Source organism: Streptomyces sp. LS1784 (genome assembly GCF_020103755.1).
Classification (GTDB): Bacteria; Actinomycetota; Actinomycetes; order Streptomycetales; family Streptomycetaceae; genus Kitasatospora.
In genome coordinates this window covers 19,935-38,982 of sequence record NZ_JAHSQD010000018.1, presented here as the reverse complement: position 1 = coordinate 38,982, position 19,048 = coordinate 19,935, and the positions used below count along the sequence as shown (strand labels likewise).

The window sequence follows — 19,048 nt, the reverse complement described above, 5'->3', positions numbered from 1 at the left end:
GGCGGGCCGGGTGCTCGGGGCCGACGAGGTCGCCGCCGCCTGCGCGGCGCAGGCCGACGCGCACGGGCCGCAAGCGGTGCCCGAGGTGTGGCCCGCCGCGCAGGTGGCGTACTCCATCTTCACCTCCGGCTCGACGGGCCTGCCCAAGCTGGTGAACGTCGGCCACGCCGGTGTCGAGAACCTCTGCCGCGCCCAGACCCGGCTCTTCGGCGTGCGCCCCGGCGACCGGATGCTGCAGTTCTCCTCGCTGTCCTTCGACGCCTCCGTCGCCGAACTCCTGGTGGCGCTGTACGCGGGCGCGACGCTGGTGGTACCGGGCTGGGACGGCGGTTCGTGGCTCGGCGCGGTGGGCCGCCACCTGCGCGAGCACGGCTGCGACATCATCACCCTTCCGCCGTCGGTGTACGCCCGGCTGGACGAGGAGGCGCGCAAGGCGATCGGCACCGTCGTGTTCGCCGGCGAGGCCCTGTCCGAGGTGGAGTTCCGCGCGGCCCTGCGCTACAGCCGCGTGCTGAACGCCTACGGCCCGACCGAGGGGACGGTGTGCTTCAGCGTCGCCGAGCCGTCCCGGTTCGCGTCCACGGTCGGCCGGCCGATCGACGGGTACACCGCCCGGGTGTACGACGCCGAGCGCGGCACGTACGCCGAGAGCGGCCGGGGCGAGCTGGTCATGGTGGGCGCCGGGGTGGCGCTCGGTTACGAGGGCCGGTCCGTGGACGAGCCGGGGCCGTTCACCACCGTCGACGGCCGACCCGCCTACCACACGGGTGACGAAGTCGAGCTGCACGACGGCGAGTTGTCCTACCTGGGCCGGATGGACGAGCAGATCAAGCGCCTCGGCCACCGGATCGGCCTGTCCGGGCTGGGCGGCTGGCTCGCCCAGCTGCTGGAGGCTTCCGTGGTGTTGATGGCCGAGGACGGCGCGCTGGTGATGGCGCACACCGCGGTGGACCGGCCCGAGGCGGAGCTGCGGACCTGGCTGAGTGAGCTGCTGCCGCCGTGGGAGATGCCGGACGTCCTGCTCGCGCTGCCCGAACTCCCCGTCACCGACCACGGCAAGGCGGACCGGGCGGCGCTGCGGGACCTGTTGCGGCAGGTCCGGGAGCACCGGGACGAGCAGCGGGCGGACAGCCCGGAGCCGGCCGGCGGAGACGAGACGGAGACCGTCCGCGCCATCGCCGAACGGGTCCTCGGCACCGCCCTGGACCCGGCCGTCTCGATCTTCGACGCGGGCGGGAACTCGCTCGCGCTGGTGCGGATCCAGGTGGCGCTGAGCGAGGTCTTCGGCGAGGACGCCGTGCAGACCGTGTTCGACCTGCTCAACTACGACTTCACCGTCGACGATTTCGTGACCGGCCTGCGCGGCCTGTCCGGGGCGCCGGACTCGCCGGACGGGCCGGAGGCGGGCCTCGAAGCACCCGCGCCACAGTCCCCGCCCGAGGAACGGGTCGCCGCCGCCGTCACCGCGGAGCTGGCCGCGTTCCGGACGGCGCTTGAGGGCCTGCGCCCGGCCTCGGGGGGCGCGGTACAGCGTCCCGTGGTGGTCACCGGCGCCGTCACCGCGGAGCTGGCCGCGTTCCGGACGGCGCTTGAGGGCCTGCGCCCGGCCTCGGGGGGCGCGGTACAGCGTCCCGTGGTGGTCACCGGCGCCGGCGGTTTCATCGGCGGACACGTGCTGGACCGGCTCCTCGGCAGCGGCCGGCGGATCGTCGTGGTCACCACCAGCGACCCGCGGGAGCTGGTGTCGCGCCACCGTGCGCGCTTCGAGCGGGATCCCGCGGACTTCGCCGGGGTCGAGTTCCTCGGCTACCAGGACATCGAGGCGATCGCCGAGGGTGCCGTCGAGGCGGACGCGCGCTGGGGTGCCGTGGTTCACTGCGGCTACCAGGTCAACCATCTTCTGCCGCTGGAGCGGCAGTTGAACGGCAGCGTCGCCGCCACCCGAGGCCTGGTGCGGGCGGCCGCCGCCCGGGACGCGCAGCGCTTCGTGTTCCTGTCCGCGGCCTCGGTCGGGCCGCAGTTCGTCCCGCTGACCCCGCAGGCGCTGACCGCGGTCCGGGACCCGTACTCGCAGTCGAAGTTCGTGGCCGAGACGTACATCGACGCGCTGGAGGGCGAGCGCTGCGGTGTCGATCTGCTGCGCGCCGGGCTGGTGTACGGGCACACCGCCCGGGAGGGCGGCTTCCTGGAGCGGGACGTGTTCGCGCAGATGCTGCGGCTGTCGCTGCGGCACGGCATGCTGCCCCGCCTGGACCGGCTCGTCCCGGTCTGCCACGTCTCCGACGTCGCGGACGCCCTGCTGTCCGCGGCCGCCTCGGACGGGGCGGGTACCCGTGAGGTACTCGTCCACCGCACCTACGACCCCGACCAGCTGCGGGACGAACTCGGCCTCGGCGAAGCCCGGTCGGTGAGCCCGCAGGAGTGGCTGAACGCCATGACGGAGGACGCCACCGCCGACGTCCGGATCCTGGCCGGGCTGCGGGTGTCGCTGGGCGAGGCGGGCACGGGCGAGGCGGTCCGCACCACGGACCGGCCGATCATCAGGGAACTCCGACTCACCCACCTGGGAGCGTAGCGAATGGACACCGAGAAGGGCTGGTGCCGGGGCAAGCCCCTCGATGCCGCCGTCATCGAGGACGAGATCAAGGCCAGGACCGAGCTGCGGGCGGGCGACTTCTCCCGCTGGGAGCAGCCCGGGGGCCACTGTCTGCGGGAGGAGCTCACCGGCCGGCCCGAGCGGATCTTCGTGTTCCGGGTCGGGGCGCGGTGGTACGCCGGGTACAAGACGATCTCCGACTACGTCCTGGACCAGGACATGCCGGGCCTGCTGTGCAGCCGGGTGCACTGGTACAACGTCGTCGGCGAGGTGGAGTCGATCCGCACCTCGATCGGCGACGCGCGGGTGGTCTTCCGCCCGCTGGACGAGTCCGCGCGCCAGGTGGCGTTCGAGGCGATCACACCGCTCACCGAGCTCGTCCACCCGTTCACCAAGCAGCGGGAAGCGGGGCGGGAGAAGACCAGCCCGCCCGACGGCTGGCAGGTCAGCGAGGAGCGGGACGCCTTCCTGAGCCTGGGCGAGGACCACATCCGCCGCTACACCAGGGAACTGTTCGGCCCGGTGTTCGGCGCTCTCACCGAGGACGTCCTCGCCTATGACCCGGCCTGCTCGACCGGTCGCTTCCTGTCCGACTTCGCGAGCCTCGATCCGGCCCGGATCAGGACCGTCGGCCAGGACCTGAGCCTGCAGATGGCCGAGTTCGCCCAGCGGCGTCTGGAGCGGGTGTACCAGGGCGACGCCATGAACCCCAGGCCGGAGCCCGGCAGCGTCGACATCCTCTTCAGCCGCTTCCTCAACGCGGAGGTGGTCTCCACGGCCCAGGCGCGGGAGATCCTGCCGCGCCTGGTGGCCACGCTGCGCCCGGGCGGCACGATGGTGCTGCTCGGCCACACGCCCCTGCTGCTCGACGCCTTCGACCTGCGAGGGGCGGGACTGCGGGTGCGGCAGACCACCGCCCGGCAGGAGGACTACGTCTTCCAGTACTACGTCGGTGAACTCGGAGACTGATGTGACCCTGTCCCTGAAGCGGAACGTCATCGCCGAGCCGGCCGTGGCCGGGTGGTACGCCTGGTCGTACCTGCTGCCGCCGCAGACGCTGGCGAAGTACCTGAAGAACCACTACCGGAGCATCGTCGAGTCCTACCTGGAGGATCCCGGGGCGCACCGCACCGCGCTGAAGCAGGCCCGCTTCCAGGGCGGCCCGTTCGTGCACGAGCAGGGTGAGGACGCGTACGGGAAGATCGAGCACTGGTACCAGGACGCCCGCGAGCAGTACGCTCCGCTGCTCGAACTCGCCGACGCCATCGACGAGTTGGAGCAGGAGATCCTGCCCGGTCTGACCGGGGCGACGACGGAGGCGGTGTACCGGAAGCTGCCCGAGCCGCTGGCCGGCCGTGTGGAGCTGTTCTACGGGCGGGACAACCGCACGCCCGACTACCGGTTCATCGAGCCGCTGCTCTACGCCTCCCGCCACTTCACCCCCGGCCTGCAGCAGGTCCGGTTCTCCCGCGTCACCGAGGACGCCCGGAGCTTCGCCCTCACCACGCCCGTGCTCGAATACACCCCCGAGCAGCTGCTGGTGACCGTTCCGCTGGACTCGCCGCTGCTGGACGCGGTCTTCCGCGGCGGCCTCACCCCCGAGGAGCTGGACCGGATCGGCGCGGACCTCGGCCTGACGGGCGAGCGCGCGCAGACCTTCCGGTCCTTCTTCGAGGAGGACCCGGACCCGTCCGGCTCCCGGCCGGACGGCAGTGGCGAGGACGTCATCGAATACCTCGGCCACGCCTGCGTGTTCGTGCGGCACCGGGGTACCACGTTCCTGGTCGACCCGGTGGTCAGCTACAGCGGCTACGAGCACCGGAGCGACGGCAGGTTCACCTTCGACGACCTGCCCGAGCGCATCGACTACGTGATGATCACTCACAACCACCAGGACCACATGCTCCTGGAGACCCTGCTCAAGATCCGGCACCGGGTCGGGCGGGTGGTCATCGCGAAGTCCGCCAACTCCAGCCTGGTGGACCCGGACCTGAAGCGGATCCTGGGCGTGCTCGGCTTTCCGGACGTGGTGGAGCTGGACGACCTGGACTCCCTCGACACCCCTGGCGGCGCCATCACCGCGCTGCCCTTCCTCGGGGAGCACGGCGACATCCGGATCCGCACCAAGTGCGGCTGGCTGCTGGACCTGGACGGCACCCGGGTGCTGTTCGCCGCGGACTCCACCAACGTCTCGCCCCACCTGTACGCCCAGGTGGCGGCGGCGGTGGGCCCGGTGGACACCGTGTTCATCGGGATGGAGAGCGTGGGCGCTCCGGTCAGCTGGCTGTACGGGCCGCTGTTCCCCGAGAGGCTGGAGCGCCGGGTGGACGCGGGCCGCCGCCTCAAGGGCAGCAACTTCGAGCAGGCGGCGGCGATCGTGGACACCCTCCAGGCCCGCTCGGTCTACGTGTACGCGATGGGCCAGGAGCCCTGGTTGGGAGCGGTGATGTGCATCGAGTACGACGAGTCGCACCCGGCGATGGTCGACAGTGACAAGCTGGTCGGCTACGTCCGGGAGCGGGGCGGCACCTCCAAGCGGCTGTTCCTCCACGAGTCGATCGCGGTGCGGCCGTGAAGCCGGGCAGGCAGCACGTCGTCCACGTCGGCTTCCACGCCTCGGAGGCCCACACCGTCGACTTCGAGGCCGACCACGTGACCGCCGTGATGGCGCGCGGCAGCGCCGAGCGGCTGCCCGCCGAGCTGGCGTCCCGGTTCGCCCGGATCGCCGTCCTGGACCTGCCGGACGCGGACCCGAACGACCTGGACACGTACGATCGCGCCGCGGACCGCATCCGTGACCTGGTGGCCGGCCTGGCCGCCGAGTTCGGGCCCCCCGCCGCGGTCGTGGGGCTGTACGAGCACACCACGCTGCCGGCCGCGCGGCTGCGCGAGCACTTCGGGGTACCCGGCACGACCGTGCGCACGGCCACCCTGTGCCGGGACAAGGTGCCGATGAAGCACGTGCTGGCGCAGGCCGGCGTGCCGGTGCCGCGCCACCTGGCCGTCGGGCCGGACACGGCGTTCACCGAACTGGAGCGCTTCGCGAGCGGGTTGACGGGGCGGGTCGTGCTCAAGCCGCGCAGCCAGGGCGCGAGCATCGGGGTGCGGATCCTCGACGAAGGCGCCGCGCTGCTGGCCCTCGCCGCGGCGGGTGGCATCGAACCGGGCCACGAGGCCGAGGAGTTCATCGACGGGGCGATCTACCACATCGACGGGGTGGTGCGCGACGGCACGCTGCGCTGGTTCTGCGCCTCCCGCTACCTGGACACCTGCTTCGACTTCCAGCACGGGGACAGCCCGCTGGCCGCGGTGACCGAGGACGACCCCGCGCTCGCGGAGCGGATGCGGGAGTTCACCGCGACGGTGGTCCGCGTCCTGGGGCTGACGGACAGCGTGATCCACCTCGAACTGTTCCACACCCCCGCGGACGAGCTGGTCTTCCTGGAGATCGGCAACCGGTTCGGCGGCGCCGGCATCTCCTGGCACCAGCGCACGGTCTTCGGCGTCGACCTGGCGCGGGAAGCGGTGCTGGCCTGCCTCGGCAGGCCCTCGGAACTGCCGTCCGCCCCCACCACGATGCTGGACCACCGGGAACCGGGCGCCTCCGGATGGCTGTACATGCCGTTGCCCGGGAGGAAGCTCGGCCGGGTCGTCGAGGTCACCGCACCCGAGGACCTGCCCGGCGCGGTGCTGGCCGCCGACCTCCCCGCGGTGGGCGAGGTGCTGCGGGCGAGCGGCAACGTCTGGCCCAACGGCGGGAGGTTCCTGGTCGTCGGGGAGTCCATGCGCGCGGTGGAGCTGAGCATGGCGCAGATCGTCCACACCTACACACTCACCACGAAGACGGGAGACGAGTGATGGCGCGAAAGAAGCTGGGCACACACATCGGGGTGGTCGTCGACGACTACCGGCTGGACCCGGCCGACCCCGGACTCCGCGACTTCGTGCTGGAGTTGCTGCTGCAGCACAAGGCGGTGTTCTTCAAGAGCCAGCACCTCGACCGGCACACCTTCGCGAAGGTGGCGCAGCTGATCGGCAAGACCGAGGTGCACCCCTTCCGGACCGAGGACGAGCCGGCGGTGGTGGGCATCTCCCCGTTCCAGCCGTACCACGAGTACCCGGAGATCACCGGCATCTACCACGACGCGAAGGTCACCGGAAACCTCAACTCCTGGCACAGCGACCTCAACTGGCGGGCCGTGCCGACCTTCGCGTCGATCCTGAGGGCCGTTCAGATCCCGCCCCGGGGCGGCGACACCTGCTGGGCGAACATGGGCAAGGCCTTCGACTCGCTCAGCGACTCGGTGCAGAAGGAGCTGGAGGAGCTCCGGATCGTCCACGACTGGGTGCAGATCTACCGTTCCGCCTTCGTCGACCACGAGGACGTGCTGCGCCAGCTGCAGGAGAAGTACCCGCCGCAGTCCCACCCGCTCGTGCTCACCCACCCGTTCACCGGTGAGAAGATACTGTTCTCCAACAAGGTCTCCGGCGTCCGCATCGAGGGCGTGAGCGCCGAGGAGAGCCGCCGGATCCTCGACATGGTCCATCTCCTGGCCTGGCGACCGGAGTTCCAGTGCCGGTTCCAGTGGGAGGAAGGCGACGTGGCCATCTGGGACAACCTGGCGGCGCAGCACTACGCGGTCTCGGACTACTGGCCGCATGACCGGAAGATGGAACGAATCACCTTGGAAGGCGTGCCGATCAAGTGACGACACAGATCATCGTTCTCAACGGCGGATCGAGCTCCGGCAAGACCGGAATCACCCGCTGCCTGAAGGCAGTCCTGCCCCAGGTCTGGCTCAGCCTCGGCGTGGACGACCTCATCGCGGCACTGCCGGCGACCCTGATGCAGTCGGGCACGGGCGTGGAGCTGGGGCAGAACGGCGAGGTCTCGGTGGGTGACGCCTTCCGCCAGGCGGAGGCCGCCTGGACGGCGGGGATCGCCGCGATGGCGCGGGCGGGCGCCAGGGTCATCATCGACGACGTCTTCCTCGGCGGCGCCGCCTCCCAGGAGCGCCTGCGCGGACACCTGGAGGGCCTGGAGGTGCTCTGGGTCGGCGTGCGCTGCGACCCGGAGATCGCCGCCGGCCGCGAGGTGGCGCGCGGCGACCGGGTGGCGGGGATGGCGGCCTCGCAGGCAGAGGTCGTGCACAAGGACGTCGTCTACGACGTCGAGGTCGACACCGGCACCACCGAGTCCATCGAGTGCGCCCGCATCATCGCGGCCCACGTGGTCTGACCAGGAGTCATGACCGAGGGGCCGCCCCCGGCACCGGGGGCGGCCCCACGGCTCGGAACCACGAGCCGCGGGCTCGTTCCCTGCTCGCTCCACCGACCCGAGGATGCGTGGTCACGCGTGAAGAAGTTCGCCATATTCGATCTCGACGACACCCTGGTGGACAGCACCGGCGCGATCGACCGGTGGTTCGTCGAGCTGACCGAGCAGCGCGGCCTGGGACCGGACGGACTGGAGTTCCTGCGCAACGAGCAGCAGCGGCCGGTGTCCCCGGCGGAGACCTTCCGCGCGATCGTCGACCGCTTCGGCTTCCCCGAGTCGCCGGCCGAGCTGCGGCGCCTGTTCTGGGAGCGCTGGCCGCGGCTCGTGCGGACCTTCGACGGTGTCCCGGAGCAGCTCCGCGCGCTGCGTGAACACGGCTGGCTGCTGGCCCTGTTGACCAACGGCAGGGAGGACCAGCAACGGCCCAAGATGCGTGACGGCCTGGCCGACCTGTTCGACGCCGTGTGCTTCGCCGACGACGAGGTGGTGAGCAAGCCCCACCCGGACGTCTTCCGGCTCGTCGCGCGCCGCGCCGCCACCGGACTGGAGGGCGCGTGGATGGTCGGCGACTCCCTGGAGCACGACGTCGCGGGCGCCGCACCCCTGGGCATGTCGACGATCTGGGTCTCGCAGGGCAGCGCGCTGCCGGCCGGGGTGCCGGTCCCGGACCGGATCGTGGAGACGGTGGCGGACGCCTTCCCGCTCCTGATGTCGACGATGGCCTAAAGGGCGTGAGGCGGCTCACGTTTGGAATTCGAGGAGGCGAATTCGGCGCGCTCCACTCGCGGCTGCGGCGGACTGGTGCGGAGGGGCCGGGGCAGGGGATTCACGCCGCTTCTGTTTTTGTTTCAAGCATGTTGACAGTCCGCTATGGCTGGGTCAGGATGTGAGGGTGACATGATCACGTCAACGCGCAACTCGCATTAGGCGGCGCCGGCGGCGACCTCGCGCGGCGCACGGGGGAGAATTCTTGTCGCTCAAAATCTATCTGCTTTTCCAGACCTTTATCGAGCGCTTCCTGCTCTTTGCCATTCCGATCATGGTGTTCCGGGTCACCGGCAGTGTGCAGTCCTCGGGTGTGTCGCTCCTGGTCGAGTGGCTGCCGACCATCCTGGTGCTCCCGCTGACCGGAATCATCGTGGACCGCTACGGCGTCCGGAACGTCTTCGTGGGATCGAACGCGGTCCGGTTCGGCGTCTGCTTCCTGTTCTTCGGAATCCTGCTGGGATCGGAGAGCGCGGCCGCGTACATCTGCGTGGGCGGAGTGCTGTCGCTGTTCAACCTGCTGGCCTACGTCGCCTTCGAGAAGCACATCACCGTGCTGGAAGGCGAAGGCGAGGTCGCGAAGGCCTTCTCCTTCTTCCAGTTCAACCAGCAGGCGATGCAGGTGATCGTGCCCATCTGCGGCGCGTGGATCGTGGTGCACCTCGCCCCGCACCTGCTCTTCCTCATCTCGGCCCTGTCCTACGCGCTCCTCCTGGTGCTGGCCTGGAGCATGTCGAGCGACGAACGCCGGGGCCGGGCCTCGTTGGGCGGCACCTTCACGGCGATCGGGGAGGCGTTCGGCTTCGTCGCCGGCAGCGTCACCCTGCGCTGGCTCGGCATCCTCATGATGTCGACGAACTTCGCCTTCGGCCTCATGTACACGGCCCTTCCCGACCTGGTCCTGCACGTCGGCGGGCGGTCCGAGATCTACCTGGGGATCGTGTACGGACTGGCCGCCGTGGTCTCGCTCGCGTACTTCCTGTCGAGTTCGAGGATCGCGGAGAAGAACCTGGTGGAGCCGCTGGGAATCATGGCCTCGCTCGTGATCCCGGCCAGTCCGCTGCTGCTCGCCTTCTCCACCGGTGTGCCCGTCATCGCCCTGTCCTTCTGCCTGGTGGCCGGCCCCCTGGTGGCCTTCTCGGTGCACGCCAGAGTGGTCCGGAACGCGGCCATGCCGGAGAAGAACTACGCGCTGACCATCTCGATCACGATGATTCTCTCGTTGCTCGGACTTCCGCTGGCGGGCGGGTACATCGCGCTCGCCACGTCCTATCTTTCCGTCCAGTCGGCAATCGTCGCGGCCTCCCTCGTCGCGCTCCTGCTGTCCGTGGTGAGCTTGCGCGCAATGCGCCCCGCCTACCAGCGCGCATAGCCGCCGTCCGGCGCCACCGCGCCCGGCCATTCGTGAAACCTCGCCTTCGAGTCGGCGTTCCGGACTCGGCGCCGGCCTGTTCCAGGAGAAGACCCTGCCATGCCGAAAGCCCCGTATTGTCGTGATCCTGAATCGAGTACCCCTATAGCGTTGAGCTCGTTGCGGCCGGCCGATTCGCCGCGTTTCGGCATCGACGTCGAGCACGTCCGCCGGCTCGCGGAGAGCGAAACCGAGTTCGAGCCGATCCTGGTGCACCGCGAGACGATGCGGGTGGTGGACGGGATGCACCGGCTGCACGCGGCGACGCTGCGCAAGGAAAGCACCATCGCCGTACGGTGGTTCGACGGGGACGAGCAGGCGGCCTTCCTGCTCGCGGTGGAGTCCAACGTCCGGCACGGACTCCCGCTCTCCCTTGAGGAACGGAAGCAGGCCGCGCTGCGCCTGCTCAGCTACCACCCGGACTGGTCGGATCGCTACATCGCCAAGATGAGCGGTCTGAGTGCCAAGAGCGTGGGGGCGATCCGGCAGCGGTCCGGTGAGCAGGAGGCGCAGCCCGAGGTGCGCACCGGCTGCGACGGCCGCGCCCGCCCGGCGAGCACCGCGGCGGGGCGCGCCGCCGCCGCGGAGCTGATCCGGCAGAACCCGTCGGCGTCCCTGCGGGAGGTCGCGCGACAGGCCGGAATCTCGGTGGGCACCGTCCGGGACGTCCGGCAGCGCCTGGCGAGCGGTCAGGAGCCCGTGCCGACGAGGTGCCGGACGGGCCGTCCGGCGGGGCCCGTGCGGATCCCGAACCGAACCGGTCGCCCGGGGCCGGAAGCCGTCTCCGACCCGGTGGAGCGGATCACCATCTTCGACCGGCTCCGCCGGGATCCGTCCCTCCGGCTCAGTGAGAACGGGCGCTTCGTCCTGCAGCAGCTACGCACGCAGCTGTCCAGCGCGGAGGACTGGAAGCGGCTCGCCCCCGCCATTCCGGTGCACGGCAGGACCGCGGTCGCGGAGATCCTGTCCGCCTGCGCGGACGACCTCCTGGGCATCGCCCAGGAGCTGCGCAGCGCCGAGGACTCCCTGGCCGGCTGACCTCGCACGGCCGTCGCCGAGGGGCCGGGGCGGCCGTGCGGACAGGCCGTGCCGGATCACCCACGCGAAGCGCCGGCTGCTCCGAACCTCGTACGGCGGTGGCGAGTCCGGCGGCGTCAGAAGCGGGTGAGGCGGTGGGCCAGGTCGCGGGCGTGGGCGGCGGCGGTGGGGCCGCGGGTGGGGTCGGGGGCTTCGGAGAGGAAGACCAGGGCGAGCATCAGGGCGGCGTCCAGGCGGCAGGCGAGGAGGCACGGATCGTCCTCGGCGGGGACGGGGGCGATGGTCGCGTAACCGGCGCGGAGGGCGGTGAGGTCGAGGTCGTTCTCGGGGTAGCGGGCGTATTCGGCGAGCCGGCCGAACTCCAGGGCGGGGGAGCCGAGCAGGGTGTTCGACCAGTCGAGGAGGGCGGTGGTGCGGCCCTGGTGGCGGCGGATGTTGGAGCTGCGCACGTCGAGGTGGAGGAGGCTGCTCTCGGTGAGGGGGGAGAGCCGGCGGGCGAGGAGGTCGGCGGCCGGGGGCTCGGGCCAGTCGTCGACGAGGCGGGCGAGTTCGGACCAGCGGCGGGCTATCCGGGTGGTGAGGGCGTCGATCGTGCTGCCGCCCTCGGCGGCGACGGGGCGCAGCCGCGGCGGGGGCACCCGGTGCAGCCGGGCGAGGAGTTGTCCGAGGGCGTGGGAGTCGAGCGGGGAGCCGTCGTCGGGGACGTAGTCGGAGAGCAGCACGTCGGGGGAGCCGGGGTCGTCGGCGAGGACCAGCTCCCGGGCCCGGGCGACCGGCAGGCCGTGCTCGGCCAGGTGCCGGGCGATGGCGTACTCCTGGACGAGCAGGGCGCGGGTGTCCACGTGCGGGTCGTTGGCGTTGGAGTCGAACCGCCGGTGCGCGAGCCGTACGGCGACCGGTTCGCCGTCCCGCCCCCGGGCCCGGAAGACGGTGAACTCCAGGCCCTTGCCGACGAGTTCCAGGCCGCTGAGGCCCCACTGCTCGGCCAGCCGGTCCAGTAGGGCGAAACGCTCACTCATGGTGCATCCTCGGGAGTCTTGCGACGGTCGGTCACCCTGCTGTCCCTCAGCAGGGCGTAGGCGATCGGCAGGCAGGTCAGCAGGGTGACCACGCCGCCGAGGGCGAAGGCGGCGCGCGGGCCGGCCGAGGCGCTCACCCGGCCGAAGACCAGCGCGCCGAGGGGCATCGCGCCCCAGGCGAACAGCCGGTAGACGCCGGTGGCCCGGCCGAGCATCCGGTCCGGGATGATCGTCTGGCGCAGCGATACGGCGACGACGTTCCAGACCATCAGGGCGAAGCCGGTGAGGCAGTAGGCGACGGTGACCACCCACACCCGGTCGCTCGCCCCCACCGCCAGGCCCGCGACGCCCATCAGGGCCAGGTTGCCGACCAGCGCGGGGACCCGGCCGATCGCCGTGGTCAGCCGGCTCGCGACCGTGCTGCCGACCACGCCGCCGATCGCGCCGGCGGCCAGCAGTGCCCCGTACGCGGAGTCCGGGAGCTCCAGCACGTCGCGCACCAGGATGACGAAGACGGCGATCTGCCCCAGGTACACGGCGTTGATGACGCCGGCGGAGACGGTCAGGGCGCGCAGCAGCGGGTCGCGCAGCACCAGCGCCACGCCCTCGCGGATGTCGGCCAGGAGCCGGGGCTTTTCGGCGGGCGGCGCGGTCCCGGGCTCGGGTGCGGGCCCGCGCACGCCGCGCAGCAGTGCCGCGGAGACCAGGAAGGAGACCGCGTCGAGCAGCAGCGGCACCGCCCGGCCCACCGTGAACAGCACGCCGCCGACGACCTGCCCGAGCAGGTCGCGGCCGACGGTCTGGACGGCGAAGAGCCGGCCGTTCGCCGACTCCAGCCGCTCCTTGGGGACGACGCTCGGCAGCAGCGCGAAGGACGCGCAGTCGAACAGCACCTCGCCGACGCCCAGCAGGAACGCGGCGGTGAGCAGCGGCCAGAAGGTCAGCCGGTCGGCGGCGAGCAGCACGACGGTGAGGACCAGCACCGCGGCGCGCAGCAGGTCGGCGAGGACCATCAGCAGGCGCCGCTCGAAGCGGTCGGCGTACGCCCCGGCGGGCAGGGCGAACAGCAGCCAGGGCACGGTGGTCGCCGCGGTGACCGCGGACACCTGGAAGGCGTCGTGCAGCACCGCGGTGGACAGCAGCGGCAGCGCGGCGAAGCGCATGCCGTCGCCGACCGCGGAGGAGGCCGCGGCGCCGATGACCCGGTGGTAGCCGGAGACGGGGCAAACGGTGGTGTCGGTGCTCACCCGCGCGGCTCCGCGGCGGGGCCCTGCCACGCCGAACCGCCCTGCCCCGCCGAGAAGACGGCGCAGCGCAGTTCGCTGGTGTAGCGGTGGCCGTCCACGTCCAGCCAGCGCTGGTCGGGGGCGGGCAGCATCTCGGAGATCTCCAGGGTGCCCTCGGTCTTGGCGGCCAGCCGGCCGAGCTGGCGCACCAGCAGCGGGGACTCCCAGTCGACGTAGACCGGCTTCGGCTCACCGGGGACCTTGACGAAGACGTGCCGGGGCAGCCGGTGCTCGGCGCGCAGCCGGCAGGCGGCGACGAACTGCGCGGCGTCGTCCCGGCCCTTCTGCCGGCCGAGGGCGGTGGTGTCGCGCAGCCGGGCGGCGGGGATGCGCCAGGTCTCGCGCTGCAGCACGACGCGGCCGCAGCGGATGCGCGGGATGTGCGCCAGGTCGGGGGCGTCCAGTCCGGCGCCGCCGAAGTGGCGGGGGAAGGCGAACGGGGAGAGCGGGTCCTGCCGGATGCTCGGGCCGCCGGCCGGGGGCGCCATCAGGCGCAGCCGGCCCTCGACGCCGTGGGCGCGCAGCTCCAGCCGGTCACCGCGCAGCACCAGGTACAGCTGGGAGGGCTGCAGCACCCGGTCGCGGGACTGCGCGGAGCGGCCGTAGACCTCCAGGTCGTGGCAGGGGTAGACGAGTTGGGTGGAGGACTTGTCGGGGTGGCCGCGGGACAGGTTGGCGAGCACCTCGTCGTCCGCGAGCAGGGACTGGTAGCCGCGGTACACCTCGGAGAGCAGTTCGGGGGTGTGCTCCTGGATCAGTGGGCCGAAGCTGGTGTGGGTGATGACCTCCCGCACCGCGTGGCAGTCGCCGATGACGGCGGTGAACCGGCCCTCGGCCAGGTCCTCCCGGCTCTTCGCGGCGAACAGGATGTCCGGGTCGCAGACCGCCGGCGGGCTGCTCGGCTGGGTGGCGAGGACGGCCGCCATCCGCTCCCGGTCCACCACGACCTCGGAGCGGTCCGGGTCCGTCGCGGCCTCGCCGAGCAGGGCCGCGCCGATCGCCCGGTCCAGTTCGGCGAGTTCGGCCTCGACGGCGAGGCACTCCCGGGCGATGGCCTCCCGGTCGCGGAAGAACTCGGCGTAGAGCACGTCCAGCGGGATCTCGACGCCGGGCCCGAACCGCTCGGCCACCCACCGGGTGAGGATGACCAGTTCGCGCCGCATCCGCAGGCGCGGGCCGGCCAGCACGGTCTCGTACACGATGGACAGCTCGTCCGTGATGAAGCGGGCGAGGTCCGGGCCGACGGTGAGGTCGGCCGGGCGGCCGCGGGCCTCCTCGAACAGGATGCTGCGGTCGGCGTAGTGCAGGCCGCTGTTGCGGTTGGCGGGGCCTTTGGTCAGCTGCTCGAACCGGGCCTTGGTCTCGGCGAGCGCGGCCGCGCGCTCGGGCAGCGGCAGCCGGGCGAAGCGGGTCAGGTCCGCCTCGAAGCCGTCGATCGCGGTGAGCAGCGGGGCGGCCGGTTCGGCGGGGGCGGCGAGCAGCTGCTCGCGCAGGGCGGCCAGCGGCCGGTGGTCGCCGATCGGGATCTCGAACTCGACGACCACCCATTCGCGGTCGGCGAGTTCGGCGAGGACCCGGTCGAAGGGGACGGGGCAGCGCAGCTCGTCCTGCCAGGCCTGCCGCAGTTCGCGCAGGGTGCGTTCGCCGTCGCAGTGCTGCCACAGCCAGGCCTCGTACGGTTCCACCGGCCGCCCGCCGAGGTGCCGGAAGTCCCAGTCGGTGTCCAGGCCGTCGCGGGTGGTGAAGGCGTACAGGTCGATCCGGCCGTCGCGCAGGAAGGACAGCGGGCGGCGACGGGGCCGGGCGTGGTCGAGCAGGCCGGGGACGGCGGCGGCGCTCTGGGCGAGCTTCTCGGCGGCCCAGTGGCTGAACAGCGCCCGCCGTTCGAGCTCCCGCTCGCCGGACCAGGTGATGCCGGGGGCCGTGCCGACCCGGCCGGGGGTGAAGGGGCCGAAGTGCGAGTGGGTCTCGTTCTTGGTGGTGACCCGCTGGAGGTACATGGTGAGCAGGTCGGTCATCTTGCGGGTGCGCCGGCCGGTCGAGCCGTCGAAGCCGTCGAGCCAGGCGGCGAAGGTGGGGTAGGCGGAGTCGTTGGAGAGCAGCAGGACCTGCCGCAGGCGTTCGTCGCCGAAGGCCGCGACCACGGCGGCCCCGGCCCGGTCGAGGCGCTCCTGGTGCCGGGCGGCGAACCGGGCCTGCTCCTCGGCGAACCGCCGGGCGGCGTCCTGGTAGGTGCGCAGGGCGGCGGCCGCCTCGGCGGGGACGGCGGCGGCCGCGGTGGCCAGGTCGGGCTCGGGGACGGGCAGCAGGAAGCCGGCGGGGGAGGACAGCCTGGCGGCGCCGGGCACCGGGTGCCGGCGCAGGGTGGCCTTGAACTCGTCGGCCAGCGCCTTCAGTTGCCGCCCCTGGGCGACGAGTTCGCGGGCCTCTTCGGCGGCGGCCGGGTCCGCCAGGGGCGCGAGCAGCTCCATCGGGAAGCCGGCCTGGCGGAGCACGACGACCGGCGCGAGCTGCCAGGCGACGCGCACACCGGGGTCGGTGGTGGTCCGGGGGTCGTTGACGGTGGTCACAGCCTCACCTGGGAAGTCGCAGGGACGGGAGGACGGCGGTCGTGCAGGGCGTCCAGGACGGCGAGCGGATCGGCGGGGAGCGCGGGCAGCAGGCCGGGGCGCGGCGCCCAGGGCTTGACCCGCACCCCGTGGTAGTCGGACCCGGCGGTGGAGACCAGGCCGAGCCGCTCGGCCGCCTCGGCGAGCCGGGTGCTGTCGGCCGGGGTGTGCCAGCTCGTCCACACCTCCAGCCCGGCCAGGCCGGCCGCGCGCAGCGGCTCCAGCAGCGCCGCGCACCGCGGGGCGTCCAGGCCGGCGGTGAGCGGCCCGGGGTGGGCGAGGACGGCGACCCCGCCCGCCTGCTCGATCCAGGACAGCACCTCCACCAGGCCGGGGTTGACCGGGTGTTCGACGTGCAGCGGCCGGCCGGGCCGGCACCAGTCGGCGATGAAGCGGGCGAACCGGTCGTCGCCCTCGCCGTACGGGGCGAACCGCGGGTCGCCGGCGGCCGCCTCCAGCAGCAGGGCCAGGTAGTCGTTGACGTAGGCCACCCGGTCGCCGCCGATGCGCCGCTCGACGTCCGCGTGGTCGAGCGGCACGCCGAGGGCGTGTGCCCGGTCGGTCCAGGTGTGCCACCAGGCCAGTTCGGCGTCGTGGACGCGCCCGATCCGCTGCCGGAACCGTTCGTCGCCGGGGTCGACGAAGTAGGCCAGGCAGTGGGTCTCCTCGCCGCGCCAGGTGGTGGTGATCTCGCAGGCCGGTACCACGGTGAGGCGCCCGCCGGCGGCCCGCTCGAAGGCGGCGACGCCCGCGACGGTGTTGTGGTCCGTCACGGCGGCCACCCGCAGGCCGGCCCCGATGCACCGCCGGGCCAGTTCGGCCGGCGCCTCGTCCCCGTCCGAGTGCCGGGTGTGCAGGTGCAGGTCGACCGGGGTGGCCAGGGTGGCGGGCGCCCCCCGCATCAGCGGGCTCCGGGCAGGGTGCGCCGCCAGGAGGCGGCCAGCCAGCGTTCGTACTCGGGGCCGGACGGGTCGTCCACGACCAGGCAGAGCGGCTCGATGATCCGCCCCGCACCGCCGGCCAGGCCGCCGTGCAGCATGGTGAGGTTGTGGCCGAGCAGGAGGTCGCAGTGCTCGCCCGGGGCGAGGACCTCCCAGCGGCGTCGGAACTGCGCCCAGGTCAGGCCGGTGGCCATGAGCACCTGGTGGCAGAACAGCCGGGCCGCCTCGCCCCGGCACTCGCCGCACGCACAGCTGTCGGCCAGCGGCACGGCGGTGGGGAAGCGCCGGCGCTCCTCCTTGGTCAGCACCGCCTCGCTGTGGTGGAAGGACAGGCCGTGCCAGAGCGGCTCCTCCAGCCCGAGCATCGCGCCCACCGAGGGGTAGGCGCAGCCGTGCTCCGGCTGGCGCTCCAGGCCGCGGCGCAGGTTGTCGCCGAGCCAGCGGGCCGCGGTGGCCGCGGGGTCGGCCCCCCGGTCGATGCCGCGCCGCTCCAGCACGTCGTCGATCACGCCGAGCCAGTCGTAGTACGTGGTGACGCTCAGCCCCTCGCCGACCTCCGGCAGGAAGATGCCCTGGTACATCTTGTGCGCGGGGGTGGTGGTGTACCCGGAGTCGCCGTAGGTGCGCCGGGACGGGTCCCAGTCGGGGGCGTCCTGGAGGCTGGGCGTCAGGTACGAGCAGTGCTGGCCGTCGTGGTGGGGCAGCAGGGTCCGGGTGGTGTAGCCCTCGGGCACGTAGGTCTGCTGCGCCCTGTCGACCTCAAGGCGCATCCGCTCGGGGGCGCCGCGGGCGATCAGTGCGGTGCGCACGCGCTCGACGATGCCGGTGGACAGCCGGCGGCTGTCCTCGACGCCCAGCCGGAGCCGGCCGATCCGGAAGACCGCGTAGCCGACCCGGTGGATGACCTCGACGGCCTCGGTGGCGAGCGCGTCCAGCGCCCGCTCACGCTCGGCCGGGGCGCCGGAGACCAGCGGGGTACAGTCGAACTGCGCTTCGTGGGGCGTGAATCTCACCGGTGCTCCAGGGGTGCGGAGGGGGCGGCGGGGGCCCAGGGCGCGAGTTCGGCCGGGGCTCCCTCGGTGCGGAACAGGAACTCGAAGAGCAGCCGGGCGGCGATCTGCGCGGTGCCGCCGGACGGGTCGTAGCGGGGCGCGATCTCGGCGATGTCGACGGCGCCGACGGGCAGCGCCCGCAGCTCCTCGTAGACGTCGAGGAGGTCGCCGATGCCGATGCCGCCCATGGTGACGTGCCCGGTGCCGGTCGCCGCGGCGCTGTCGAGCACGTCGATGTCGAGGGAGACGTAGACCGTGTCGCAGCGCGAGCCGAGCTCCTCGATCACCGGGCGCAGGGCCGCGGCGGCGCCGTCCCGGGTGATCTGGGAGCCGGGCACGACGTGGAAGCCGCTGTCGAGCAGGCCGCGGAACTGGTCGTACTTGGTGACGTCCCCCACCCCGACGAAGGCGATGTCCTCCGGGCGCATCTGCGGGATCTCGCTGATCCGGCGGGAGTTGGAGCCGTGGTAGAGCGGCCCGTGCAGGGTGCTCCAGTTGCCGAAGTCGAAGTGGTGGTCGATGTTGATGAACCCCACCCGGCCGGCGCCGCGGTCGAGCCGTCCGGCGCGGAAGCCGGCGAAGGTGGGGAAGGTGCAGGAGTGGTCGCCGTTGAGGAAGATCAGGCGCGGGGCGTTCCGGCTCAGCCGGCGGCTCTCGGCGGCGACGGCCTGGAAGGTCTTCACCGTGTCCGTCGGGTAGATGTGCAGGTCGCCGGCGTCGGCGACGCGGGGCGCGTGGTAGCGGAAGGTCTGCCCGGTGCGGGTGTCCAGCATCCGCCACTGGCCCAGGCTGGTGAGGTAGCTGGAGAAGACCAGGCTCGCCTGGCGGATCGCCCGCGGCCCCTCCGCGGCGCCGGGCCGGGAGCTGGCGGTGGCGTCGAAGGGCACGCCGGACACCACCCAGCCCTGCTCGCCGACGTCCACCTGGTCGGCGCTGGTGGTGGGGGCGCCGAAGAGGGTGCCGACGCCGGCCCAGCCCGGCAGCGGGTCCTGCTCGAAGTCCTCGGGTTTGACGCTGTTCCGGAGCGCTTCGAAGTCGGGGAGCTCGGTCATG

15 protein-coding genes are annotated in these 19,048 nt (G+C 72.5%); 9 read left to right on the top strand and 6 right to left on the bottom strand.

Going from position 1 to position 19,048, the window contains the following annotated elements; all coding sequences use genetic code 11:
- The 9 genes from KS423_RS04640 to KS423_RS04600 form a co-directional block, all read left to right on the top strand.
- Positions 1-2,575, top strand: a 2,575-nt coding sequence (locus KS423_RS04640; RefSeq protein ID WP_224275121.1) for an AMP-binding protein, incomplete at its 5' end; no start/stop codon positions are given.
- Positions 2,576-2,578: 3 nt separating this feature from the next.
- Positions 2,579-3,565, top strand: a complete 987-nt coding sequence (locus KS423_RS04635; protein WP_224275119.1) for a class I SAM-dependent methyltransferase — start codon at positions 2,579-2,581, stop codon at positions 3,563-3,565.
- Position 3,566: 1 nt separating this feature from the next.
- A complete protein-coding gene (locus tag KS423_RS04630) occupies positions 3,567-5,171 on the top strand; it encodes an MBL fold metallo-hydrolase (protein WP_224275118.1) in 1,605 nt (534 codons plus the stop codon).
- Complete coding sequence (locus KS423_RS04625; protein ID WP_224275116.1) at positions 5,168-6,454, top strand: acetyl-CoA carboxylase biotin carboxylase subunit family protein; 1,287 nt, start codon at positions 5,168-5,170, stop codon at positions 6,452-6,454. The genes KS423_RS04630 and KS423_RS04625 overlap by 4 nt, the downstream gene beginning before the upstream one ends.
- Positions 6,454-7,305 (top strand): TauD/TfdA family dioxygenase, encoded by an 852-nt coding sequence (locus KS423_RS04620; RefSeq protein ID WP_224275114.1) that lies wholly within the window; start codon positions 6,454-6,456, stop codon positions 7,303-7,305. The genes KS423_RS04625 and KS423_RS04620 overlap by 1 nt, the downstream gene beginning before the upstream one ends.
- Complete coding sequence (gene cpt, locus KS423_RS04615) at positions 7,302-7,835, top strand: chloramphenicol phosphotransferase CPT (RefSeq protein WP_224275112.1); 534 nt, start codon at positions 7,302-7,304, stop codon at positions 7,833-7,835. Before KS423_RS04620 ends, cpt begins: the two co-directional genes overlap by 4 nt.
- 117 nt (positions 7,836-7,952) lie before the next feature.
- Positions 7,953-8,600, top strand: coding sequence for an HAD family hydrolase (locus tag KS423_RS04610; RefSeq protein WP_224275110.1), 648 nt, complete (start codon positions 7,953-7,955; stop codon positions 8,598-8,600).
- Between the two features lie 244 nt (positions 8,601-8,844).
- Complete coding sequence (locus tag KS423_RS04605) at positions 8,845-10,011, top strand: MFS transporter (protein WP_224275108.1); 1,167 nt, start codon at positions 8,845-8,847, stop codon at positions 10,009-10,011.
- Between the two features lie 150 nt (positions 10,012-10,161).
- Positions 10,162-11,088: a ParB N-terminal domain-containing protein gene (locus KS423_RS04600; protein ID WP_224275106.1), complete on the top strand. Its 927-nt coding sequence runs from the start codon at positions 10,162-10,164 to the stop codon at positions 11,086-11,088.
- Between the two features lie 116 nt (positions 11,089-11,204).
- Here KS423_RS04600 and KS423_RS04595 read toward each other — a convergent pair whose 3' ends face one another.
- Genes KS423_RS04595 through KS423_RS04570 form a run of 6 tightly spaced genes read right to left on the bottom strand, consistent with a single transcriptional unit; the run spans position 11,205 to position 19,047 of the window.
- Positions 11,205-12,107 (bottom strand): phosphotransferase family protein, encoded by a 903-nt coding sequence (locus tag KS423_RS04595; RefSeq protein ID WP_224275104.1) that lies wholly within the window; start codon positions 12,105-12,107, stop codon positions 11,205-11,207.
- Complete coding sequence (locus KS423_RS04590) at positions 12,104-13,354, bottom strand: MFS transporter (RefSeq protein WP_224275102.1); 1,251 nt, start codon at positions 13,352-13,354, stop codon at positions 12,104-12,106. Before KS423_RS04590 ends, KS423_RS04595 begins: the two co-directional genes overlap by 4 nt.
- Positions 13,351-15,963 (bottom strand): lantibiotic dehydratase, encoded by a 2,613-nt coding sequence (locus KS423_RS04585; RefSeq protein ID WP_224275100.1) that lies wholly within the window; start codon positions 15,961-15,963, stop codon positions 13,351-13,353. Before KS423_RS04585 ends, KS423_RS04590 begins: the two co-directional genes overlap by 4 nt.
- Entirely contained in the window at positions 15,960-16,904 is a 945-nt protein-coding gene (locus tag KS423_RS04580; RefSeq protein WP_224275098.1) for a PHP domain-containing protein, read from the bottom strand. Before KS423_RS04580 ends, KS423_RS04585 begins: the two co-directional genes overlap by 4 nt.
- Entirely contained in the window at positions 16,904-17,956 is a 1,053-nt protein-coding gene (locus tag KS423_RS04575) for a hypothetical protein (RefSeq protein WP_224275096.1), read from the bottom strand. The genes KS423_RS04580 and KS423_RS04575 overlap by 1 nt, the downstream gene beginning before the upstream one ends.
- Entirely contained in the window at positions 17,953-19,047 is a 1,095-nt protein-coding gene (locus tag KS423_RS04570; RefSeq protein WP_224275095.1) for an arginase family protein, read from the bottom strand. Before KS423_RS04570 ends, KS423_RS04575 begins: the two co-directional genes overlap by 4 nt.
- Position 19,048: the final 1 nt, after the last annotated feature.